Genomic DNA, 19288 nt, shown 5'->3' on the forward strand with positions numbered 1-19288 from the left:
ATTGGAAAATAGATTTCTAAGACCCTACATGCAATCCATGTCACGCTCCCATCACCATCCAAGAACCATCTTCACCTACCAAAAAGAAAGGCTTACCATCAAATGTCCAATATACAAAAAGACACCTGCATGCCGCAGGCGCCTTCTCCCTTCTCTTGATACATCATTCTATAAAGAGGCGTTAATGCTTCTTCTCCTCAATTAAACGGTCAACCGCTACCGTCTGCGTGTTCAATGGATTCGTTCCCACTTGAACGGTTGCCATACTATTCGCTACATCCACACTTTCAATCCATACAGACTGTTCACCGTCCAAGCGAACAGGCACCGTATCCTTCATCTCCAATATTTGCTTCGCACGATTGGCGTCCATCATCTTGTCCCATCCTCCTTCAATTTCCATGCCGCATTCGCCAGATCCAGCCTGCAGCTACCTTCTGTTAAGATGGCTCAGCGCTTCCTATTTCATGCATGATTCTGAATGGGTAACCCCTGTGCATCTGTCACATACTGAGATCAGGCAATCATTTTACATTTGTCATGCTTACTAATGTGATCATCAAGTATCGATAAGCAAAGGAGGCACAGCATGCATACGGTTTGGAAAGGCGCCATAAGCTTCGGCCTTGTACACGTCCCTGTCAAAATGCATACCGCAACCGAGGATAAGGATATATCCATGCGCATGATTCATAAAGAGTGCGGCAGCCCGTTATCCTACGTTCGATCCTGTCCGGTATGCGACAAAGAGGTGGCCTGGGACGAGATCATCAAGGGATATGAGTATGAGAAAGGGCGTTTCGTCTTATTCGACAAAGAGGAATTGGAGCAGCTGCAAGAAGAGGCCAACCGTGCTATCTCCATCATTGATTTTGTCGACTTGCAGGAAATTGACCCAATTTATTACCAGAAAACGTATTACCTCTCCCCAGACCAAGCAGGGGCGAATGCGTATCAACTTCTGAGGGAAGCCCTCAATGAGACTGGCAAGATTGGAATTGCTAAGGTTACCCTTCGTGCAAAGAGCAGTCTTGCTGCAATCCGTGTTTTGAACAATTGCCTCGTAATGGAGACGATGCATTACCCCGATGAGATCCGGGCTTCGACTCAAGTACCGAATGTTCCGGAACAGGTACAGGTGAACCCTAAAGAACTCGAGATGGCCAAGCTGCTTATTAGCCAGTTATCAACTACCTTCGAGCCTGAAAAATATACGGACGAGTACCGAGCACGCCTATTGGAACGTATCGAACGGAAAATTGCAGGACAAGAGGTTCGAACCGCTCCTGCTGCTCAGCCTACCGCCAATGTCGTTGATTTGATGGCTGCATTGCAAGCCAGCATCGAGGCAATGAAATCACCTGCACCGATTAGCACGGATACAGGCGTAAGTCAGCCGGTAACAGCAAGCAATGCAACAGCTACAGAAGGCGCATCGTCACGGAAACGAAGAACAACTAAACGAAAATCTGAAACGGCAGCACAGGAAACAAGTACCGTGCAAACCGATGCAAATGCAGCTGTGAACGATTCAGCCCTGTCCGAAGAAGCTCCTCGAAGCAGGCGCAAGGCTCGCAGCACTTCCACACGTGTTCCAGCTAAGCAAGCAGCTAGCGGAGAAGCTGCAGAACCAGCCCCTCCTGCACGTCGGCGCAGAAGTACTAAGAAATCGAAGGAAGGCTTGAGCTCCTAATGAGAGAGGATGGGCCGCGTAATCTGACTGCAACGTCGATTGCCAATTCTAACGTTCCCTCACAATCAGACTTACTTTCTATACCTTCTAATCAAGGTACAGAACAGACGAAGGAATCTCTTTCTGCTGCGTATCGACTGCCTGCCCCTCCCATGTCCCCGCTGCTGTCCTCCCATATCCCTACAGGAGCAGGCTGGACGCATCAACTAAAGTGGGATGGGGTACGCATATTAGCTTTATGCTCTCCTGGGAGCGTACAGCTGTACTCGAAGAAATTGCTTAACAAGACCAGTATCTACCCAGAAGTAACCGGGATACTCAATCAATGGTCGAGAACGCTTCAGCACCCTGTGCTCTTGGATGGAGAAGTCGTTGTAATGGATCCTAAGACGCTGCGCCCGTCATTCCCGCTTGTGCTTCAGCGGGAGCGGACAAGAGCGCAAGGAGCAGGTAAAGCGTTGCAAGCCATCTACGTACTCTTCGACCTGCTCGCATGCAATGGGAAGGATGTCCGGGCATGTCCCTACTCTGAGCGTTATGAACGCCTTATTAGCCTGCCAATACCATCAACAGAACGTTGCTTCGTAACGGATTGCTTCGATGATGGCGACGCCTTATGGCAGTGGGTCAACGAGCGTGGGTGGGAAGGAATCGTCAGCAAGCGATTGGATTCGCCCTATGTAGAAGGGAAACAGCATCGAGATTGGATAAAGAAGAAGAAGGATATGCAGCTTGAGTCTTTCGCAATTGGCTATGTGCGTAAAGACAATCGTCCTTCAAGCATTGTCTTGGCGGATTCTGCAGGGCAATATATAGGCAAGGCCTCTATCGGATTGGACGAGCTCCGCAGACAGCTGCTTACGGCATGGGCAATCAAGCATCCAGCAGACCGTCCAACAACACAAGGGCTGCCTGCTTCCTTATCGAAGGAGCAGATTATCTGGTATCGACATCCTATCCCTTGTCTCATCGGTGCTCTAGAATACACAGACGCTGGCTTGCTTCGCCATCCGCGCATCTTAACGCTGCCACTGCTTAATACCTGAAATTCCAAAACATTTTCAAACACGGTGCCTGATAAATTCGGCTATAGCGCGTTGAAGAGTGGCCATAGAGCGGCCATCATCAATGTGCGTGAAGGAGGTTTCATATATTGGGAACTTCAAAGGGGACTATCAGCCAGGCACAGACTTCTGCCACGACATTGAACATCGGCGGGAATCATGTGCAGATTACCAATCCTGACAAGATGCTGTTCCCTGAAATGGGGATTACTAAAGGACGGTTCATGCAGGAGCTTGTACGGCTTAGTCCTTATTTGCTGCCTGCATGTGAAGGAAGATACTTAACGACAATACGTTATCCAGATGGCGTAAGCGGGAAATTCTTCTATCAGAAAAATGCCCCTGAGCCCACTCCACCTTATGTTCAAACGGCTGTATCGGAAGGCATTTCTTATGTGGTGCTCAATGATATTACGACATTGCTCTGGCTTGGGAATCTGGCTTGCATCGAATACCACCCCTCCCTGCATAAGGTTCATGACCCGCTTCCGACGGAGTGGATTATTGACCTTGATCCATCTGTCGAGGAGGAGCCTCGGATCATGGAGGCAGCTGCGCTCGTCGGTGATATGCTGGAGCAGCTGGGGCTCCGCTCCGTGCCGAAGACCTCCGGTGCAACAGGCGTACAGATTGTAGTCCCCATTGAGCAAGGCCCTTCCTTCACTCAGTTAAAAGAACTGGGACATGTGGTTGCGGCTTATTTATGTGAACGTCACCCGAAGCTGTTCACGATTGAACGATTCAAAAAAAATCGCGGCACTAAGATTTATATCGATTACATGCAGCATGACAAAGGACGAACCATCGCGGCTCCCTATACACCACGAGCAACGCGATATGCATCCGTCTCCATGCCGCTTACTTGGGATGAAGTCAGACGGAATCCGATGCCTCGGGATTTCCATCTGCTTAATGCTGCTGATCGCCTGCAGCTAACAGGCGATCTCATTCAGCTTGAGCCGAAGCAGCACATTGAGCCAGTATTGGAAGCACTAGCAAGCCACATTGCTGCATTACAGAAGCGGCGATAGCAGCCGAGCCAACGCCTCGGCTGCCCGTTGCCAGCGGGAGCGATGAACGAACTTCGTATAATCAATTTCAACACTGTCATCAAAATCCTTATAGAAATCCTGCTCCAATCGTTCAATTGCCTGCTTGTCGAACAACACCGCATTGATCTCAAAATTACTAAAAAAGCTGCGCATATCCAAATTCGCAGTTCCGACTGAACCCAGCGCGTTATCCATAATAAATGCTTTTGCATGGGCGAAGCCTTTCTGATATTGATAAAAGCGAACCCCGGACTGCATGAGCTCTTCCACATAGGATAAGGAGCCCCAATCTACGATGCGTGAATCCGACTTCCCCGGAATAATAACCCGCACATCAATTCCGCTTACCGCTGCCGTCTTCAATGCAAGCCGGATGCTTAAATCAGGAATGAAGTATGGCGTTATTATCCACATCCGTTCCTGCGCCGAGCTTAATGCTCCGAAGAACAGCTCTTGAATGGCATCCCAGCTTGCGTCTGGCCCGCTTGAAATCATCTTCACCTGCTCACAGCCTTGACAGGTATGTTCAGGAAATAGATCCTGCCGATCATTCGGCGGCTCCTTCACAAAGGACCAGTCGTGCAGAAATACGGCCTGAAGCGCGTAGACACCATCCCCTACTACCCGCAAATGTGTATCTCTCCAAAACCCCAGCTTGTGGTTCAACCCTAAATAATCGTCACCGATATTAATACCGCCAACAAATCCAATCGTCCCGTCAATCACGACAATCTTGCGATGGTTCCGGTAGTTGAGCCTGCGCCGAAAGAAAGATACCCACACAGGAAGGAACCAATGAAATTCCACGCCTGCCTGCTGGAGCTTGCGCACATATTTGCGCCGCAGCTCAATGCTTCCTACCCCATCCGCAATGATGCGCACCTTGACGCCTTCCTTCGCCTTCGCAATCAGTGCTTCTTGAAACATCGTGCCAATACCATCATCTCGAATAATATAAAATTCCATATGTATATGACGCTTCGCCCCGCGGATAGCGTCCAGCATCGATTCAAACGCAGCCTGTCCATTCGTTAATACCTCAGTTGAGTTGCAGCTGGTTATCGGGCTGGGCGACAAAGTAGAAATTAAAGAAAACAAACGTTCATGCTTAAGCATATCGCTGTTGTTCAATTCCTCAACTTGATCAATAATACTCAACTTGGACAGCTCGCTTTTATTAACGTATTCTCCCCACAATTCATGCTTGCGCACACGTCTACGAGCCGTATATTCCTGAGCCAGAAAGTAATACATGACAAAGCCAATGAGAGGAAAGCAGAAAAGAATCAATAACCAGGCAACTGCTTTAGATGGATGCTTGTATTCTGAGAGCACAATCGTCACGATTTGGAAGAAGTACACAAGCAATATTACGATGACCCATATCATGAATTCGTGCAACCTCCGTAATGTGACGTCTTCTATTTATACCATATTCCTATCCATTCCAGATCATTTGATGGTTCACACGAACAGTACTGCGTTTTTTCCATTGTATCCTCTTGTACAATAACCACACTCCATGTACAGTAAATATTACTACCCCAACACTTTCCATGGAGGATCAGTCGATCATGAACCGCAGAATTCGATTGCGCGTATTTGCACTAGGTATGATCATGGTATTTGTTTTTCTCGTCTTAATCATACGCACGTTCTGGATTCAAGTCATCAGTTATGATTTCTACATGGAACACAATGTAAAGACCTGGGCGCGCAGCGAGGTTCTTCTGGCCAAAAGAGGCACAATATATGATCGAAACCAGAAGCCGCTTGCTCTCGAAGCCTCAGCATATAATCTGGTGGTTTTCCCGCAGGAGATCGAGCATCTGAAGCAGCAAAGTCGAGTTGCCGATGGGCTTCATCAAATAACGGGCAAACCTCTTCCCGAGCTCAATGATCTCATTAGCCGAACGAAGCAGCGCCAAGTCGAAGTGCGCACAGAAGGCTGGCTCATGGACTATTCGAAGCTCGATGATTTCCGCACCCTCTTCGGCAAAGAATTGGATTATGGAGAGTGGCTGCATTTCCCTGATTATGGGGTTGGATTAATGAAGTCCTCCAAGCGTTATTACCCCTATAATCAATTAGCCGCTCACGTACTCGGATATATCAATAAAGAAGGACAAGCTGTATCCGGCATTGAAGGCAAATTCAATGAACAGCTGCAAGGTGTGAATGGCAAGGCAGCATTTCTGAGGGATAATCGCGGCAACCCCATTGCACTGGCAAGCCGTTCGACAACACCGCCCATTGACGGTCAGTCCGTAACGCTTACGATTGATATCGAGGTTCAGCGGTTCGTAGACGAGGCCATGACTCGTGTCATGAAGCAATGGCAGCCTGCCAGAGCCATGGCCGTTGTTATGGATCCGTATTCGATGGAAGTGCTAGCTATGTCCTCGAAACCGGATTTCAATCCGAACCGATACTGGGATATATCGAATATTGGCGCCTTGACGAACGATACCATACATTTCGGATACGAGCCTGGATCAACGTTCAAGATCGTTACACTTGCAGCTGCCATTGAGGAGAACGTATTCCGACCGGACGATACATTTGTCTCTGGCTCGATCAAGGTTCCCGGCAACCTCATTCACGATGTGAAGAAGGATGGCTGGGGAACGATCAGCTACCAGCAAGGATTGGAGAAGTCAAGTAATGTCGCCTTCGTCAAATTGGGCTTGGAGAAGCTCGGTAAGGAGAAGCTGTACGACTATATTGACCGCTTCGGATTTACATATCCAACAGGCATCGAATTAAGTGGGGAGGCAGCGCCTCTTATTCGATTTGAGCGTCCTTCCGAGATTGCAACCGCAACATACGGGCAAGGCAGTGTGCGCGTAAACACACTCCAGCTTGCAGCCGCTTATGCCAGCATCGCGAACGGTGGGAAATGGATGCCGACAAGCATCCTGAAGAATGACTTCACTCCTTCCACTCAGACTGAGCATCAGGTCGTCTCCCCTGCCACTGCGAGAGAGGTCACAGAGCGCTTAGAGCAAGTTATTCTAAAAGGCACGGGCAAGCCTGCCATCATCGATGGCTATCGAGTAGCCGGCAAGACCGGTACTGCACAGAAACCGACCAAACGAGGAGGATATAAGGAGAAAAATTGGCTTATTTCATTTGTCGGCTACGCACCGGCCGATAACCCGAAGGCTGTCGTCGCGGTTGTAGTGGACGAACCCGATCTTGGAGGCGACTCCTCCTTGGGTGGTCAGGTCGCTATGCCCGCCTTCCGCTCCATCATGCTCAGTACGCTTCAATATATGGGGATTAAGCCCGATCCAAGTCTACTCCCTACTAACGATGAAGGTTCTGAACCACCGGTAAAGATCAACAGCAAAGTGGAAGCGAAGAATACAGCTGTCGTAGGAAATTATAAATCAAAACCGGTAAAGGACTCCGTGCAGGCTATCAAAGATAGACGCATGCATGCCGTTGTGCTTGGAAAAGGTACGCAAGTGCTTGAACAATATCCGCAGCAGGGTGAAGAGCTGTATGAACAGCAGCCAGTCTATTTACTAACAAGCAAGGAGAAGGACGTTCCCCTCCCTACGCTTGCCGGATTGTCGCTGAGAGACGCACTTACCATCTGCCAGTTGCTTGATCGCAAAGCCACCATCATCGGGGAGGGGTATGTCGTCAAGCAAGAAGAGAGTATGGCCGGAGAACAACAATCTGTAACACTCTATTTGCAAGCCGGAAGCTATCGAAATCCACAACAAGGCTCTACTTCTTCTGAAACTTTGGTGCCAACCAAGACAGAGAACAAGTGACGCCTCCACGAAAAAAGGTATGTTTTGAGGAATCGTTGAATAGAGATCAATAGACAACTTTCTTACGAGCATGCGAATCGTGCGCGAGCAGCAAGCTAACCCGGGAAGGGGAATGCTTGATGACGCGTCTAAAGTTGAGGTGATAGGATGAAACGGCATTGGTGGAATGGATCGATGACACTGCTTGTCATTCGTGATGCAGATCAAGCAGTGAAGCAGGTCAGTGTATCGAAAATGCTAGTTGTCTCCGTCCCGATTGCGGCAGTCATATCGATATCTGGGCTCTTTCTGGCTATGCAATGGAAATCTACCGCACATATTCAAGAGCTTCAGGGACAAGTGACTTCCCAGACTATGGCCTTGGACGTCACCGTGAAGGACAAGGACGAGGCTATTCGTCTTCTGAAAAATGAAGTCATCCGCTTGTCTTCCCAAGCAGAATCCGTCAAGGATCAAATGGAGCAGATGAGTTCCCTGGAGAAGCAGCTTCAGCAATTCGTCGAAGGATACATCGCTCCTTCGGATGCATCCAAACATTCAGCTATGCTATCTGCCCCCTCACAATCCTCTGTTTGGAATGAACGCATTCAGGTTGGCGGCGAAGACATCGAGGCGAGCACGGATCAAATTCTGAATTTGGCAAACCGCTCTCGCATCGATCTCAAGCAAGTAAGTGACATGTTGAATACAATGCAGCGTTCTGTTCCGACTACCTTGAAGCAAGCACAGAACAGACAATCGACGATCGCAGGAACGCCGTCCATCTGGCCGACGAAGTCACGCCGCATCACATCCAGCTTCGGCTATCGCCAAGATCCAATGCATGGCCGAGCCGCCTTCCATGCGGGACTCGACATCGGCGGCGAGCTGGGCGACCCCGTCTATGCCGCAGCTGACGGCAAGGTCATTGAGGCCGGATTTCAGCCAGCTCGCGGCAACTATATCGTCATCCGCCATGTCAATCAGCTAGACACCTGGTATATGCATCTACAGTCGATCCTCATCGACGTAAATGACACAGTGGCGAAAGGCGACCATATTGCCAAGCTTGGGAATACCGGAAGAAGTACAGGGCCTCATCTTCATTTTCAAATTGTACAGCGCGGCGAACCGATCGATCCGTTTCCTTATGTACGCAACGCTCTGTATGAGACTACAAGTTCCAAGAAATCTATCCCTACTCCTCTTATTCGCAACAGACGTTCAAGCGAACCATTAACGTCTCTCAGCACTCGTGCCGACTCGTATCCGATTTATCAATCCTAGCTTCGTCATCCCGATCCATTTCAAGGAGGTTATGCGAGCATGCTCCGTCGCTCAACACAACAACCGAAGCACAGTGACACGTATATCGCACCTGGGACTCAATTAGAAGGCGCAATCCGCTGCGAGGCAAACATCCGCATTGACGGCAAGTTCACAGGAGAAGTGACTTGCAGTGGTACGATTACAATTGGTGAACATGGAGAGGCACACTCTACCCTTACCGCCAATCATATTATTGTAGCAGGCAGCGTAGTTGGCGATATTCACGCAAGCGGCAAATTAGTAATTTCCTCAACGGGGCAAGTCTGCGGCAATTGTCTATCGGAAGTGCTGTTAATCCAGGAAGGCGGATTACTGAATGGAACAAGCCTCATGGAACGTTCATCCGAGGCTAGCTCATCCAAAAAAGGCGGCAAGGGGAACAAACAAGAGACGGCCAATGCATCTAGTCATAAAGAAAACGAGAAGCAAGCGGGATAACCGCTTGCTTCTTCTATTATATAGAGGAGAAGGTGTTAACATGGGAATTCTCGCTCATTTTTTATGTATTTATATGTTTACCCCTTCAATTGGTTGCGTATCGATTCGGCTATTTTCTGCAATTGTTCTTCATCAGGGAGGAAGTAGTAGATCCCATTGATCATCTTCCCCTTCCCCTGCAGCACCTGCTGCTCCACTTTCGTCAACTGTGGCCGATAATGAAGCATCAGCTGCTTCCAATCGTCAAATTGCAGGTTTGTACGGATATTCTCCTTTACCTGTGCGAGCAAATCCATCCAATGTCCTGCTGAGTCAAGTTGGGCCGACTTGTTCAGTATCGCCTGCAGCACTTGGCGCTGTCGCTGCATGCGGCCAAAGTCGCCATCTGGATCCTGCTTGCGCATCCGAACATATACGAGTGCTTCTCTCCCTTGCAACGCCACCTTGCCCTTCGGGAAAGTTATACCGTCGTCCGTGAATGATAAGCGATTCTCTATTTCTATGCCGTTTAAGGCATCTATCATCGACACAAACCCATTCATATTCGTCTTCACATAATAATGAACAGGCACCTTAAAGAGTTGTTCCACCGTGGCAACTGTCATTGGAACTCCGCCAAATGCATAGGCATGATTGATTTTATCAACCGTATGGTGGCCTACGATTGACGTCCTCGTATCACGAGGAATGCTGAGCAAGGACAAGGTACCACTCTGCGGGTGAACCAGAACCAGGGCGAGCGAATCAGATCTCCCCTTATCGCCAGGCCGCTCATCCGTTCCGATCAGGAGCAGCGTAAAGGGGCTCTGCTCGGATAAATTCGGCAGACCAGTAGCTGCCTTTGTCGATGCTGGCACTGTCTCGTTCCTATCTCGCACAGCATGCTTCGTCAAATCAGATGTCGGCTGCTCCAGTAATGGCCCTCTCGTTCCTTCCGGGAGCGGTTCATACATCGCATCAGCCGTTCCCTTCAACGTATTCCATACGATAAGAAGAACGGTAGATACAATTAATATCATAGCTCCAAGCAGGATAAGAACGACCTTGTGCCATCTTCGCAATGAGTTCCTTCGTACTATCAAACAATCTCCCCTCCCCTTGCTCCCCTCTATTCACCTTGATCGTTCGTGCAAATTTGAACCGACCGGCCAGATCGCGCAAGCAAACAACGAATAACGAGATCCATCTTATTCACTTGTGCGATCTGCCCTTTCACCCTATTACCACTCTATTTCTCGGGAGGAGCATCCTTCTGCAAGAAATGCCGTATTGCCTCATTCCAATGTCGAAGCAGCGAGAAGTCATTAAGCCTCAACGCTAGTGGCTCCAACACTGAATATTCAGGTCTGCGAGCAGGCCTTGGAAAATGAGAGGTGGGCACCGCGCGTACGATCGTAGACAAGCCTGCCTCCTTGATAATTGCTGTAGCGAATTCATGCCACGAGCAGCTTCCGCTGTTCGTAATATGATAGGTTCCATATTTGGTAGTGTAGAGCAATTCGACTATCTTCTCCGCCAAATCAAGCGTATACGTAGGCGAACCAACTTGGTCATTAACGACTTGCAGCACTTGTTCCGTCTGTGCCTTCCTTAGAATCGCTTTGACGAAGTTGTCCCCATACAAGCCGAAAACCCAAGAGGTGCGTACAATAAATGCACCAGGATGATGATTTCGTACAAATCTCTCGCCTTCCCACTTCGAACGCCCATAGATATTGATGGGACGAACGGAATGGAACTCATTGTATGGGCAGTCACTCTTCCCATCAAATACATAATCCGTGCTGATATATACAAGTGCTGCACCAATACGGTTAGCCGCTACGGCCACGTTGCGCGTCCCGTAGCTGTTAATTCGATACGCTGTGTCAGAATCCGACTCAGCCAAGTCTACCTTCGTATACGCCCCAGCGTGGATAACATGTGTAGGACGCTCCTTCTCCATCACCGTCCGCACTCGCTCCGCATCCGCCACATCCATATCGTGATGCCCGTAGCCAACTGCCGATATGCCGTGGCGATGCAGCACAATCAGCATCTCCATTCCAAGTTGCCCACCTGCTCCTGTAACCAGCACCTTCATCTCTTCCTTGTTCACTCGGCAGCACCATCCTTATTGCAAGAATTGGGGGCTGCCTTCCAAGCAGGAAGCTCGGCATCTTCTAACATCGGATGCTTGGCATCCTTCTCTGACAAGATTGGCTTGCTTACAGGCCAGTCAATATGAAGCGCTGGATCGTTCCATGCAATCCCTCGGTCGGATGCCGCATGATAGGGAGCATCCACCTTATATAGAACCTCTGTATTCGGAACGAGCGTGCAGAAGCCATGTGCAAAGCCTTGCGGGACGAGAAGCTGCCGACGATTTGATCCGCTTAAGATAGCACCAACCCATTGTCCGAACGTCGAAGAGCCTTGGCGAATATCAACCGCAACATCATAGACGGCTCCGACTGCAACCCGTACCAGCTTCGTCTGCGCATAAGGATCCAACTGATAATGAAGACCTCGCAGTGTGCCAGCACGCACGGATAAGGAATGGTTATCCTGCATGAACGAATAATTTATACCAAGCTCTTCCCACTTATGTGCGTGATAGCTCTCCATAAAAAATCCGCGTTCATCCTCGAACACATTCGGCTCGAGAAGAAATACTTCGGGTAATTTTGTCTGACTGACCTTCATCCTGACAACTCCCTTTTCGAGAGATAATTCGTGACTGATTGAAGAGGCTTTTCGCCCACTCATTACTATTCTATGCCGTTCACCCTCTTATTGACATTCAATGTGGGGAAAGTGCGACATATATCCATCAATCACATATTCGGGATGATTCCAGTTCTACGGTCAGCCGAACCATTGGACTTGCGCCCAAGCAGGATCGGGGTTATACAAAAAACATTGATTATACGTATTCATCATTTTGGAATAATGCGGACATGCCTTCGTAAGTTGAATGTTTAGTCGTGAGGTAAGCATTGCTTTCTGCTGAGGGGTTAATATAAATTTGACGGTGTATTGATATTCAACCTGTTCTTGTTCATGCTTCCGTTCTTTGCACACAACGTTTCCGCGAATGGACATACGGTCGTCGTCAAATTCACATGTAAATGCTAAGGAGTAATGGTTCGATATTGGCAAGCTCAAATGAGTAATCATCGTTAAGCAGTTCGGGCTAAGCCCGACAAGCATAACTTCACAGCTTCGCGCGTGATGAACAGGCTCCTGATGCACGCGATCTATTGTCATCAGAACGGGTACCGGCTTGGGCAAGATAATGAATAGTTGCGACGGATACGCAGTTGGCCAATTATTCGTCATGATATTCCTCTTGTACAATCTGAACAACAGAATGACTCGCAGCACATTCCCACCTTGCACGCAAAATGCCTAATTGCAGCATGATGTCCGTAATATCAACCGTCCGTTTCTCTGTCAAGGACTCTCTTTCAAGTTGCTCAACTGTCATGTCATGCCTCACTCCTATCACCTCGTTCATTCACTGTCGTATCGGTTCCACCTGTTGCAGCGGAATTCATCCACTCTTCCTTACGCTTCCTTATGCCGATAGCGCTCATTCGATAAATAATCAAATAGAATACGCCCAATATGACGGCTTGCAAGATGGCTGCCGCCAGCGGGGACAATTGCAGCCATACGACGATTAGCAAACCTAGCGCCAATGACAGAAAACGAGTAACCGTCCACCAAAAATTCCAATGCTGCAGGCGAAGGGATTCTAGAATGACGGATACCGGAGAAAACAAAATATTTACACCGTACAATAGCGCGTAGACCGGCACATATTTGGCAGCAGGTTCCCATGCAGTACCGAACAGCCATACAAATAACGGCGGGCCTACAACCGCGATTACAAGAATAGGTACTACTCCAATCCGACATAGCTTGCGAAACGTATCCCGGAATAGTTGCTCGAGCATCTGCGGATTCTCGCGTGCATGCTTCATCGATTCCGCGTAGAACACTTGCGAGATAGACATGCTCAGCAGCAGTATCGGCCCTCCCAGCACCTTATCAACGAGAGCGATGGAGCCCGCTTCCTTCAACCCGTAATATCCCGCCATGAAGAGCGGCAGCATTTGGAGTGTCATCGAGGTGAATACTCCTGATCCAGTCACATACAGCGCAATTTTGCGATATCGGCTGACCATCTTCTTCATAATGCTCCAATTCGCTTGACGGGCCCATTGGCCAGGCCGGAATTGCTTATGAAATAACGTGTACAGTGTTCCCGTTCCTGCTACGCGTCCAAATACTTCGCCCAATACGAGACCGACTCTACCCAATCCGACAAACGGAGCAGCCAACTGGATAAGGATTCCCCCCATCCCCTGCACCCATTTCGTTCTGGCTAGCGGTCCATAGCTTCTCGTTCGGAGCGCCCAATAATTTAACGTATTATAGAGGCCGTAACCGAAGAAAGATATAGGAAGCAGGTACACGATCATTCCAATTCTGAACGAATCAGATATCATCGGTGCAAACAAAATAATCGCTGCCAAGAACACACCGGTGAGAAGAATGAGAAGCAAAAAACAAAAGGATACGATATAGGGGATATGCTCTTCGTCCTCCTCCATCGGTATCGCTCGTTCAAACCCCAAGCTTCCGAACAAAACAGAAATCGCCAGTATAGACATATAAACAGCCAGCTCACCGTATTGCTCAGGTGTATACAAATGTGCCAAGAGGGGGGATAGAACAATCCCTATTCCTTGGGCGGCAGCCGTCCCGCTAAGCATAATAATAACGTTCTTAACAAAGGATCCCTGGCCGGTGAGCACGCGCCAGCGCTTGATCGCAGTATGGATAATATTCATTCTCGTAACCTTCCTTTGTCATTCCGCTAAAATTGGCGTACTTGCGATAGAGGGATAACAAACGACTGCCCTGCCTGAACATCGTAGATGAATCTATCGCCAATCTGTTGTTGAATAAAGGTCGTATTGCCAAGGCTAACGACCACATGACTGCCTTCCTGCTTGATTACACTCTTAATCGTATAAGCCGCATTCCGTACAGCTGCAGAGTTCGATGAAGTCACCGAATGATTGTCAACATACACCGTAGCACCAACTAGTTTCTTCACATCGAACGATGCCATATTTTCAAATTGGAGTTCCAAACGATTATCAAGGCTCCACCCTGTTGTAAAGCCAGCAACTTTCCCCACTAAGCGCTCTGCTTCCGATTTGGACTCCTGCTTGCCGCCATCGTTCTGCAGCCACGTTCCATCGTGTGCATACTGAACCTTCGCCCCCTTAGACGACATACTTGTCAGTCCAAAAAAGCCCTTGAATGACAGTCCGTTCTCCAATTGGTATTCCCGATTCGATTCCAGACTGCAAATAATCGTATCTTTCCGACCATTTTGGAGGGCAACCTCAATGGCCATCGCTTCCCATTCAGGAACAGCCGCACCTTCATGGGTTACGCTAAGCCTTCGAATTGTTTTGATCGTTCGTTCCTTCGCGAATGGCTCCAGAATCGAAGTGAACAAGCTCTCCCCGCCAGGACGCCGTGTTAATAAATAATCGAGTCGCCGAGGATTCCCCGGCTTATTTTGGGGTGGATCTCCCTGGGCAACTGCTGCATCTGTATACGAACCAAGCATCGTAACCCGCAAATTCGGCTTCACCTGCGCGCGGTTATATGACACAGACTTCGCCGACTTCCACTCTGCATAAAACTGGCCGATCGGATCCTTGTCCTTACGGACATTGTACAAATAGTTATATCCGCTCTTGCTCTGCTCCGAATAGGCGGGATCTGCAAGAGGAATCTGTTCGCCAGCATACGTGCCTGACTTCTGCTCCACTAATTTCAGCCCACCAGTCTCGACCGTTCCTTCCATGCCGTGAAAGCTTGACACTTGTTCACCCGCCCCCTTGACGCGGAAGAAATCAACGGCATAGGCAAGTCGATCATCAATGGGAATAAGAGCGAACGTCCTTCGATACACGTCAGCCCCCTCGTATGCATAGGGCGCCTCCACATCGATTAATTTGGCGTATTTGCCGTCATCATAATGACGTGGAATGCCAACCCATGAATTTGGCTGCTGTCCTTCCTTATTGAACACAACTGTATTATGCGATATGGTGTTCGATTCCCAGCGTCTGCGCAAAATGTTATCGTCAGCGAAGGTCACGTAACCAAGATCCGGGGCCATATCTAGACCGAACCCATATAACCCGATATTCAGCGCATCCCGATGAGCGTGGGATGTGCCATTTCGCCCATAGTACAGCCAAGCCTCAATATCCCCATGCCTCAAAGCTGTGTATCCATATCCCGTTAAATTGATACTTTTGAACTTATAGCTGCCCTGAGATTGTACGACTTTCCGGAACTGAGCTAGCAGCGCTTCCATCTTCGGCTGAAACAAATCATTTGTAATCCCTTCCGTTCGGTTTCCATTCAATAGAAATGCTGCCTGGGCAAATAAAGGATCGCGATATTTAACAAATGCCCTCCATACCAAGTCCCGCTTCGCCCAAATATTATCTTTGCCTATCGAGCCGGAATCCCCGATATTGGGTGTGTCCTTGCCTTGCATCACAAGATCAAGAAAGGCATAGAACATCTTCTTCACCTTCGGATGCTTATACAAATCCGCGCTTGGGACGCGCTCATAGCTGTCCAAAATATCCGCCAAACTGTTCATTCGTTCCAACCAGGTCACATTGTATTCAGGTGAAGCTTCATCACCATAGCCATCGCGATCAATACGATTCGCCAGAACGTCATAGACGCCTCCGCCACTTATTCTCCATCCGCCGCCCGCTACACGCTCCAACTGCCCTGACTGCAGCGCAAATTGAATCCACTCCGCAGATTCAGGAAGCTGATCCAAGGTAATAGCCGCTAGTGCGATCACATTCTGATGAGATCCGAAGTTGCCTGAAATTTGCGCTTTCTTGACAGCAGGCACAATTTGACGAATGATACGATTCTCAAAGTTTTGCTTTATACTGTCGGCTGTTCCCTTCGATGAGGGAAGGCTGTAACGAGCGGCTTTCTTTTGCAAAAAGGACAAGTATGGAGCAGTCTTCTTCTGGAGTACGGGTAAAAAGGCATCGTAACTGAGGAGCAGCTGCTCCGTCAGTGTAACTTCAGCAATTGATCCCAATACTTTGCCTTGTCCCGTCCCGCCGTGCGCATTTTTGAACCCATCCTCCCACCGATACACGGAGACGTCCATATCAGGATACACATCGGCTACACGATCTAATAGAACCAGACCGCTATATGCATACTTCTCATTTCCCGTATATAAGTAGGCTTCACGCAGCGAACGCAATGCATCAGTTAACCACTGACTCCATACCCAATGATTGTAGAACGCGATGAACGTATACTTGTTGCCTTTTTCATCAACATATCCACTGCCGTCATCGACGCCAAATGCCGTGCCTTTGTCCGGATACAGCGTATTCACCAAATATTTGCGGTCGGCGCGCTTCGGATCAAATCCTCCCTTATCATCTAAGCCGCTCCGGTAGTATGAAGCGAAATCATTCGTTGGGAACATCATTCCATTCGATTTATCCGTTACTTTCCACGGCTTCGCCACAGGATCAATTTCGTAGCTTGAACGGTCATCACGAGGCCCCTTCTGACCACCTATCACACTTCCCATCTCTTCATTCACATCATAGCTTCTCGGCAAGGCCTGCGTGGTAATCATCGACCATAGCTCTTCGTAGCTCAAATCTATATATTTTTGCGCCCTTCTTATGCTTGCATCCCTTTCATCCCGCGCCCATTTATACATTTTCACATTGTCCTGAACAGCTTGACGTTTCTCTGCTGTATAGTAATTGCTCCTGGACTGGCCTGCTGCATGCGGACTGTTCATAAGCACGAAATCGATACAAAAATATAGTACAGCAATAATGAAAGAAACGATAATTAACTTCCATTTCCAATCAATTCTATAAGTTGTCATATATGTAATCTCCTTACTCATATATCGTGACATTTGCTGTCATCACTTTCTAGTAGGGCGTTTCATATTGTATAAAAAACAAGCTACTATTCCGATAGAAGAGGATGTGTTGCCTATGATTAATCCGAACTTTGTTACGCCGCAGAACTTCGGAGCTTTGTACGATGGAGCAGCAGACGATACCACTCCCGTCAATAAAGCGCTGCAATTCGCTGCGGTCAATCAGATGAGCGTCTACTTTCCTCCCGGCAAAGGTGCTGTAGTCTCCCAAGCAATCACCGTGCCATCCGGCGTCAGACTTATTATGGATGCCCCGCTTATTTATAAGGGAGACAACACTCAACCTTGTCTGCTGATCGGCAATGCCATCGAATCTACCACCATGATGGATTACAAATTGAATGTCCGAAATGCGCAAGTATCCGACTGGAGCAGCGAAGGGAACATCGGCATCATTCTGACCAACTTCATCTCATGTAATATCGATATTGTGGGAATCGATGGCTTCACAATCGGTCTGCAAGCTAAGGGAAATAGTAAAGGATTCTCCTTCAACAAGCTGACACTTGGACAAATCATAAATAATAAGATTGCGCTGGATTTGTCGGCAGTTCGTTCTGGCTGGGTCAATGAAAATTTATTTGAGAATGGAAGGTTTGGATGCTGGAGTCAGGTCAATACGAATGCAAGCCGTTACGGAATTCGCATTGTATCGCCTGATAATTCGTACTTTTACAATAACAACAATGTCTTTATCAAACCTAGCTTCGAGCTTGGCCAATCCTACCTTACGGGCAATGCCGAAGCAGTCCCGCTTCTGATCTATCACGGTGAGCAAAATAAATTCCAAGATATGCGCAACGAGGACAATAATACGACCTTTGTACGGGTGTTCAACTCGTCTTCGAATAACGTGTTCAATGTCGGTTATGGAGAACTGAACGGAAGCAATATCGATGATCGAAGCCGTTATCCTGTATCCGTGTACTCCTCACGCAAATCCAAATTAATCAATACAAAAGGAAACATGATCTTCCTATCCGGTTCCCTGAATAAAATAGCCTGCTACTATAATGGGAACAGCTTAGTCAATATTCCACGCGTTAATGTCGCCACTTCTCGCACGTCCACAGTTCTGAAGTCCGGAGCAATGACGCTCGCCAATGAATATGTAGAGCTTATTCAGCCAGCAATCGGCGTATTCATCAACACCTCCAAAGCCAAGCGATTTATTGTACAAAAAGATACGATCACTGGATATGGGGGACGCGTCATTGTCATCTGCTACGATGCAAACGGCAACATTCTAGGAAGCACTATTCAAAATGAAGCAACAGTCAAAGGCTCCTCCAACGCAGAGCCCTACTTCAACACAACCGCACCCGGGGGTGGAGCAATAGGCGGTTATATTACCGGCTCTGACTCCAACAAAGACTTCTATTTCCGTGTTCATTCTGATGTCACTATGATACGCGTCTTGTTATCAGGAGGAACACAGCCGCTGCGCATCAAGAGTTTCTGCATTTACAGCATCGACTGCACGGCAGCGGTCTGGTCTGGCTACGAAGAGATCATACCTGGTGTGAATCTTGGCACGCAGCCGCCTACTGCAGGACAATGGGATAAAGGGCGAATGATCTTGAACGATAATCTCTCGCTGCTCGGCACCGAAGGCAGCAAATATGTCGTAGAAGGCTGGCAATGCATTCAAGCGCCCAATCAGTGGATAGAAAAAAGATCCTATACAGGCTTATAGAGGTTGTTCAAAAAGTCCGCTTTTGATCACGAAGTAAATCATGAAGTGGGCTCGGCATCGAATCTTGAATTCAGCCGGGCCTTCCGGTGCTCATGTACCCAAAACGTACGCTCCGCTCCTCATGCCCTAGCTTCATCCAACTTTCTCGGTGCTGAAAACCAGCCTTTTTGAACACGCACTTATAAAAAAAATGGTACGGGCAGCCGGGTGATTCCTTCTT

At 48.4% G+C, this 19288-nt stretch carries 16 protein-coding genes; 7 read left to right on the forward strand and 9 right to left on the reverse strand.

The window, feature by feature from the left end:
* Nucleotides 1-181 precede the first annotated feature (181 nt).
* On the reverse strand, nt 182-373 hold the full coding sequence (locus tag PBN151_RS01835) for an H-type small acid-soluble spore protein (RefSeq protein WP_072727741.1): 192 nt from the start codon (nt 371-373) through the stop codon (nt 182-184).
* 216 nt (nt 374-589) lie between these two features.
* Here PBN151_RS01835 and ku point away from each other — a divergent pair, with 216 nt between their 5' ends.
* The 3 genes from ku to ligD all read left to right on the forward strand — a co-directional run bounded on the left by ku (nt 590) and on the right by ligD (nt 3788).
* The gene (gene ku, locus PBN151_RS01840; RefSeq protein ID WP_072727407.1) at nt 590-1693 is read left to right on the forward strand and encodes a non-homologous end joining protein Ku; all 1104 of its coding nucleotides are present in this window, start codon (nt 590-592) and stop codon (nt 1691-1693) included.
* Nucleotides 1693-2739 (forward strand): ATP-dependent DNA ligase, encoded by a 1047-nt coding sequence (locus tag PBN151_RS01845; RefSeq protein ID WP_083544783.1) that lies wholly within the window; start codon nt 1693-1695, stop codon nt 2737-2739. The genes ku and PBN151_RS01845 overlap by 1 nt, the downstream gene beginning before the upstream one ends.
* Before the next feature lie 107 nt (nt 2740-2846).
* Nucleotides 2847-3788 carry a non-homologous end-joining DNA ligase gene (gene ligD / locus PBN151_RS01850; protein WP_083544785.1) on the forward strand — a complete coding sequence of 314 codons (942 nt, stop codon included), beginning with the start codon at nt 2847-2849 and terminating at the stop codon, nt 3786-3788.
* On the opposite strand, the gene cls is transcribed toward ligD, so the two are convergent.
* Complete coding sequence (gene cls / locus PBN151_RS01855; protein ID WP_072727408.1) at nt 3771-5198, reverse strand: cardiolipin synthase; 1428 nt, start codon at nt 5196-5198, stop codon at nt 3771-3773. The genes ligD and cls overlap by 18 nt on opposite strands.
* A 185-nt stretch (nt 5199-5383) precedes the next feature.
* Between cls and PBN151_RS01860 the strand changes: the two genes are divergently transcribed.
* The 3 genes from PBN151_RS01860 (at nt 5384) to PBN151_RS01870 (ending at nt 9340) form a co-directional block, all read left to right on the forward strand.
* Nucleotides 5384-7594: a penicillin-binding transpeptidase domain-containing protein gene (locus tag PBN151_RS01860; protein WP_072727409.1), complete on the forward strand. Its 2211-nt coding sequence runs from the start codon at nt 5384-5386 to the stop codon at nt 7592-7594.
* A gap of 147 nt (nt 7595-7741) precedes the next feature.
* Nucleotides 7742-8860, forward strand: a complete 1119-nt coding sequence (locus PBN151_RS01865) for a peptidoglycan DD-metalloendopeptidase family protein (protein ID WP_072727410.1) — start codon at nt 7742-7744, stop codon at nt 8858-8860.
* A 39-nt stretch (nt 8861-8899) separates the two neighbouring features.
* Nucleotides 8900-9340 (forward strand): bactofilin family protein, encoded by a 441-nt coding sequence (locus PBN151_RS01870; RefSeq protein ID WP_072727411.1) that lies wholly within the window; start codon nt 8900-8902, stop codon nt 9338-9340.
* Between the two features lie 77 nt (nt 9341-9417).
* Here the strand turns inward: PBN151_RS01870 and PBN151_RS01875 are convergent, their stop codons facing one another.
* From PBN151_RS01875 to PBN151_RS01900, 7 genes are all read right to left on the reverse strand, one after another.
* On the reverse strand, nt 9418-10422 hold the full coding sequence (locus PBN151_RS01875; protein ID WP_083544787.1) for an LCP family glycopolymer transferase: 1005 nt from the start codon (nt 10420-10422) through the stop codon (nt 9418-9420).
* A 146-nt stretch (nt 10423-10568) separates the two neighbouring features.
* Nucleotides 10569-11438 (reverse strand): dTDP-4-dehydrorhamnose reductase, encoded by an 870-nt coding sequence (gene rfbD, locus PBN151_RS01880; RefSeq protein WP_083544789.1) that lies wholly within the window; start codon nt 11436-11438, stop codon nt 10569-10571.
* A complete protein-coding gene (rfbC, locus tag PBN151_RS01885) occupies nt 11435-12025 on the reverse strand; it encodes a dTDP-4-dehydrorhamnose 3,5-epimerase (protein ID WP_072727412.1) in 591 nt (196 codons plus the stop codon). Before rfbC ends, rfbD begins: the two co-directional genes overlap by 4 nt.
* Nucleotides 12026-12187: 162 nt before the next feature.
* Nucleotides 12188-12661, reverse strand: a complete 474-nt coding sequence (locus PBN151_RS01890; RefSeq protein ID WP_072727413.1) for a hypothetical protein — start codon at nt 12659-12661, stop codon at nt 12188-12190.
* Nucleotides 12651-12809: a hypothetical protein gene (locus PBN151_RS30940; protein WP_161627364.1), complete on the reverse strand. Its 159-nt coding sequence runs from the start codon at nt 12807-12809 to the stop codon at nt 12651-12653. The genes PBN151_RS01890 and PBN151_RS30940 overlap by 11 nt, the downstream gene beginning before the upstream one ends.
* 1 nt (nt 12810) lies before the next feature.
* On the reverse strand, nt 12811-14181 hold the full coding sequence (locus PBN151_RS01895) for a lipopolysaccharide biosynthesis protein (protein ID WP_072727414.1): 1371 nt from the start codon (nt 14179-14181) through the stop codon (nt 12811-12813).
* A gap of 26 nt (nt 14182-14207) precedes the next feature.
* Nucleotides 14208-17312 carry a heparinase II/III domain-containing protein gene (locus PBN151_RS01900; RefSeq protein ID WP_072727415.1) on the reverse strand — a complete coding sequence of 1035 codons (3105 nt, stop codon included), beginning with the start codon at nt 17310-17312 and terminating at the stop codon, nt 14208-14210.
* A gap of 115 nt (nt 17313-17427) precedes the next feature.
* Here PBN151_RS01900 and PBN151_RS01905 point away from each other — a divergent pair, with 115 nt between their 5' ends.
* Nucleotides 17428-19068 (forward strand): hypothetical protein, encoded by a 1641-nt coding sequence (locus PBN151_RS01905; RefSeq protein ID WP_072727416.1) that lies wholly within the window; start codon nt 17428-17430, stop codon nt 19066-19068.
* The last annotated feature ends 220 nt before the right edge of the window (nt 19069-19288 follow it).

Source organism: Paenibacillus sp. NAIST15-1, assembly GCF_001894745.1.
Lineage (GTDB): Bacteria > Bacillota > Bacilli > Paenibacillales > Paenibacillaceae > Paenibacillus_B > Paenibacillus_B suaedae.

What these genes read in the sequence shown, in the direction of transcription:
- PBN151_RS01895 (WP_072727414.1), bottom strand. Translation starts at nt 14,181, where the DNA reads ATGAATATTATCCATACTGCGATCAAGCGCTGGCGCGTGCTCACCGGC.
- cls (WP_072727408.1), bottom strand. Translation starts at nt 5,198, where the DNA reads ATGATATGGGTCATCGTAATATTGCTTGTGTACTTCTTCCAAATCGTG.
- PBN151_RS01865 (WP_072727410.1), top strand. Translation starts at nt 7,742, where the DNA reads ATGAAACGGCATTGGTGGAATGGATCGATGACACTGCTTGTCATTCGT.
- PBN151_RS01835 (WP_072727741.1), bottom strand. Translation starts at nt 373, where the DNA reads ATGGACGCCAATCGTGCGAAGCAAATATTGGAGATGAAGGATACGGTG.
- PBN151_RS01905 (WP_072727416.1), top strand. Translation starts at nt 17,428, where the DNA reads ATGATTAATCCGAACTTTGTTACGCCGCAGAACTTCGGAGCTTTGTAC.
- rfbC (WP_072727412.1), bottom strand. Translation starts at nt 12,025, where the DNA reads ATGAAGGTCAGTCAGACAAAATTACCCGAAGTATTTCTTCTCGAGCCG.
- ku (WP_072727407.1), top strand. Translation starts at nt 590, where the DNA reads ATGCATACGGTTTGGAAAGGCGCCATAAGCTTCGGCCTTGTACACGTC.
- PBN151_RS01860 (WP_072727409.1), top strand. Translation starts at nt 5,384, where the DNA reads ATGAACCGCAGAATTCGATTGCGCGTATTTGCACTAGGTATGATCATG.
- PBN151_RS01900 (WP_072727415.1), bottom strand. Translation starts at nt 17,312, where the DNA reads ATGACAACTTATAGAATTGATTGGAAATGGAAGTTAATTATCGTTTCT.
- PBN151_RS30940 (WP_161627364.1), bottom strand. Translation starts at nt 12,809, where the DNA reads ATGACAGTTGAGCAACTTGAAAGAGAGTCCTTGACAGAGAAACGGACG.
- PBN151_RS01870 (WP_072727411.1), top strand. Translation starts at nt 8,900, where the DNA reads ATGCTCCGTCGCTCAACACAACAACCGAAGCACAGTGACACGTATATC.
- PBN151_RS01890 (WP_072727413.1), bottom strand. Translation starts at nt 12,661, where the DNA reads ATGACGAATAATTGGCCAACTGCGTATCCGTCGCAACTATTCATTATC.
- PBN151_RS01845 (WP_083544783.1), top strand. Translation starts at nt 1,693, where the DNA reads ATGAGAGAGGATGGGCCGCGTAATCTGACTGCAACGTCGATTGCCAAT.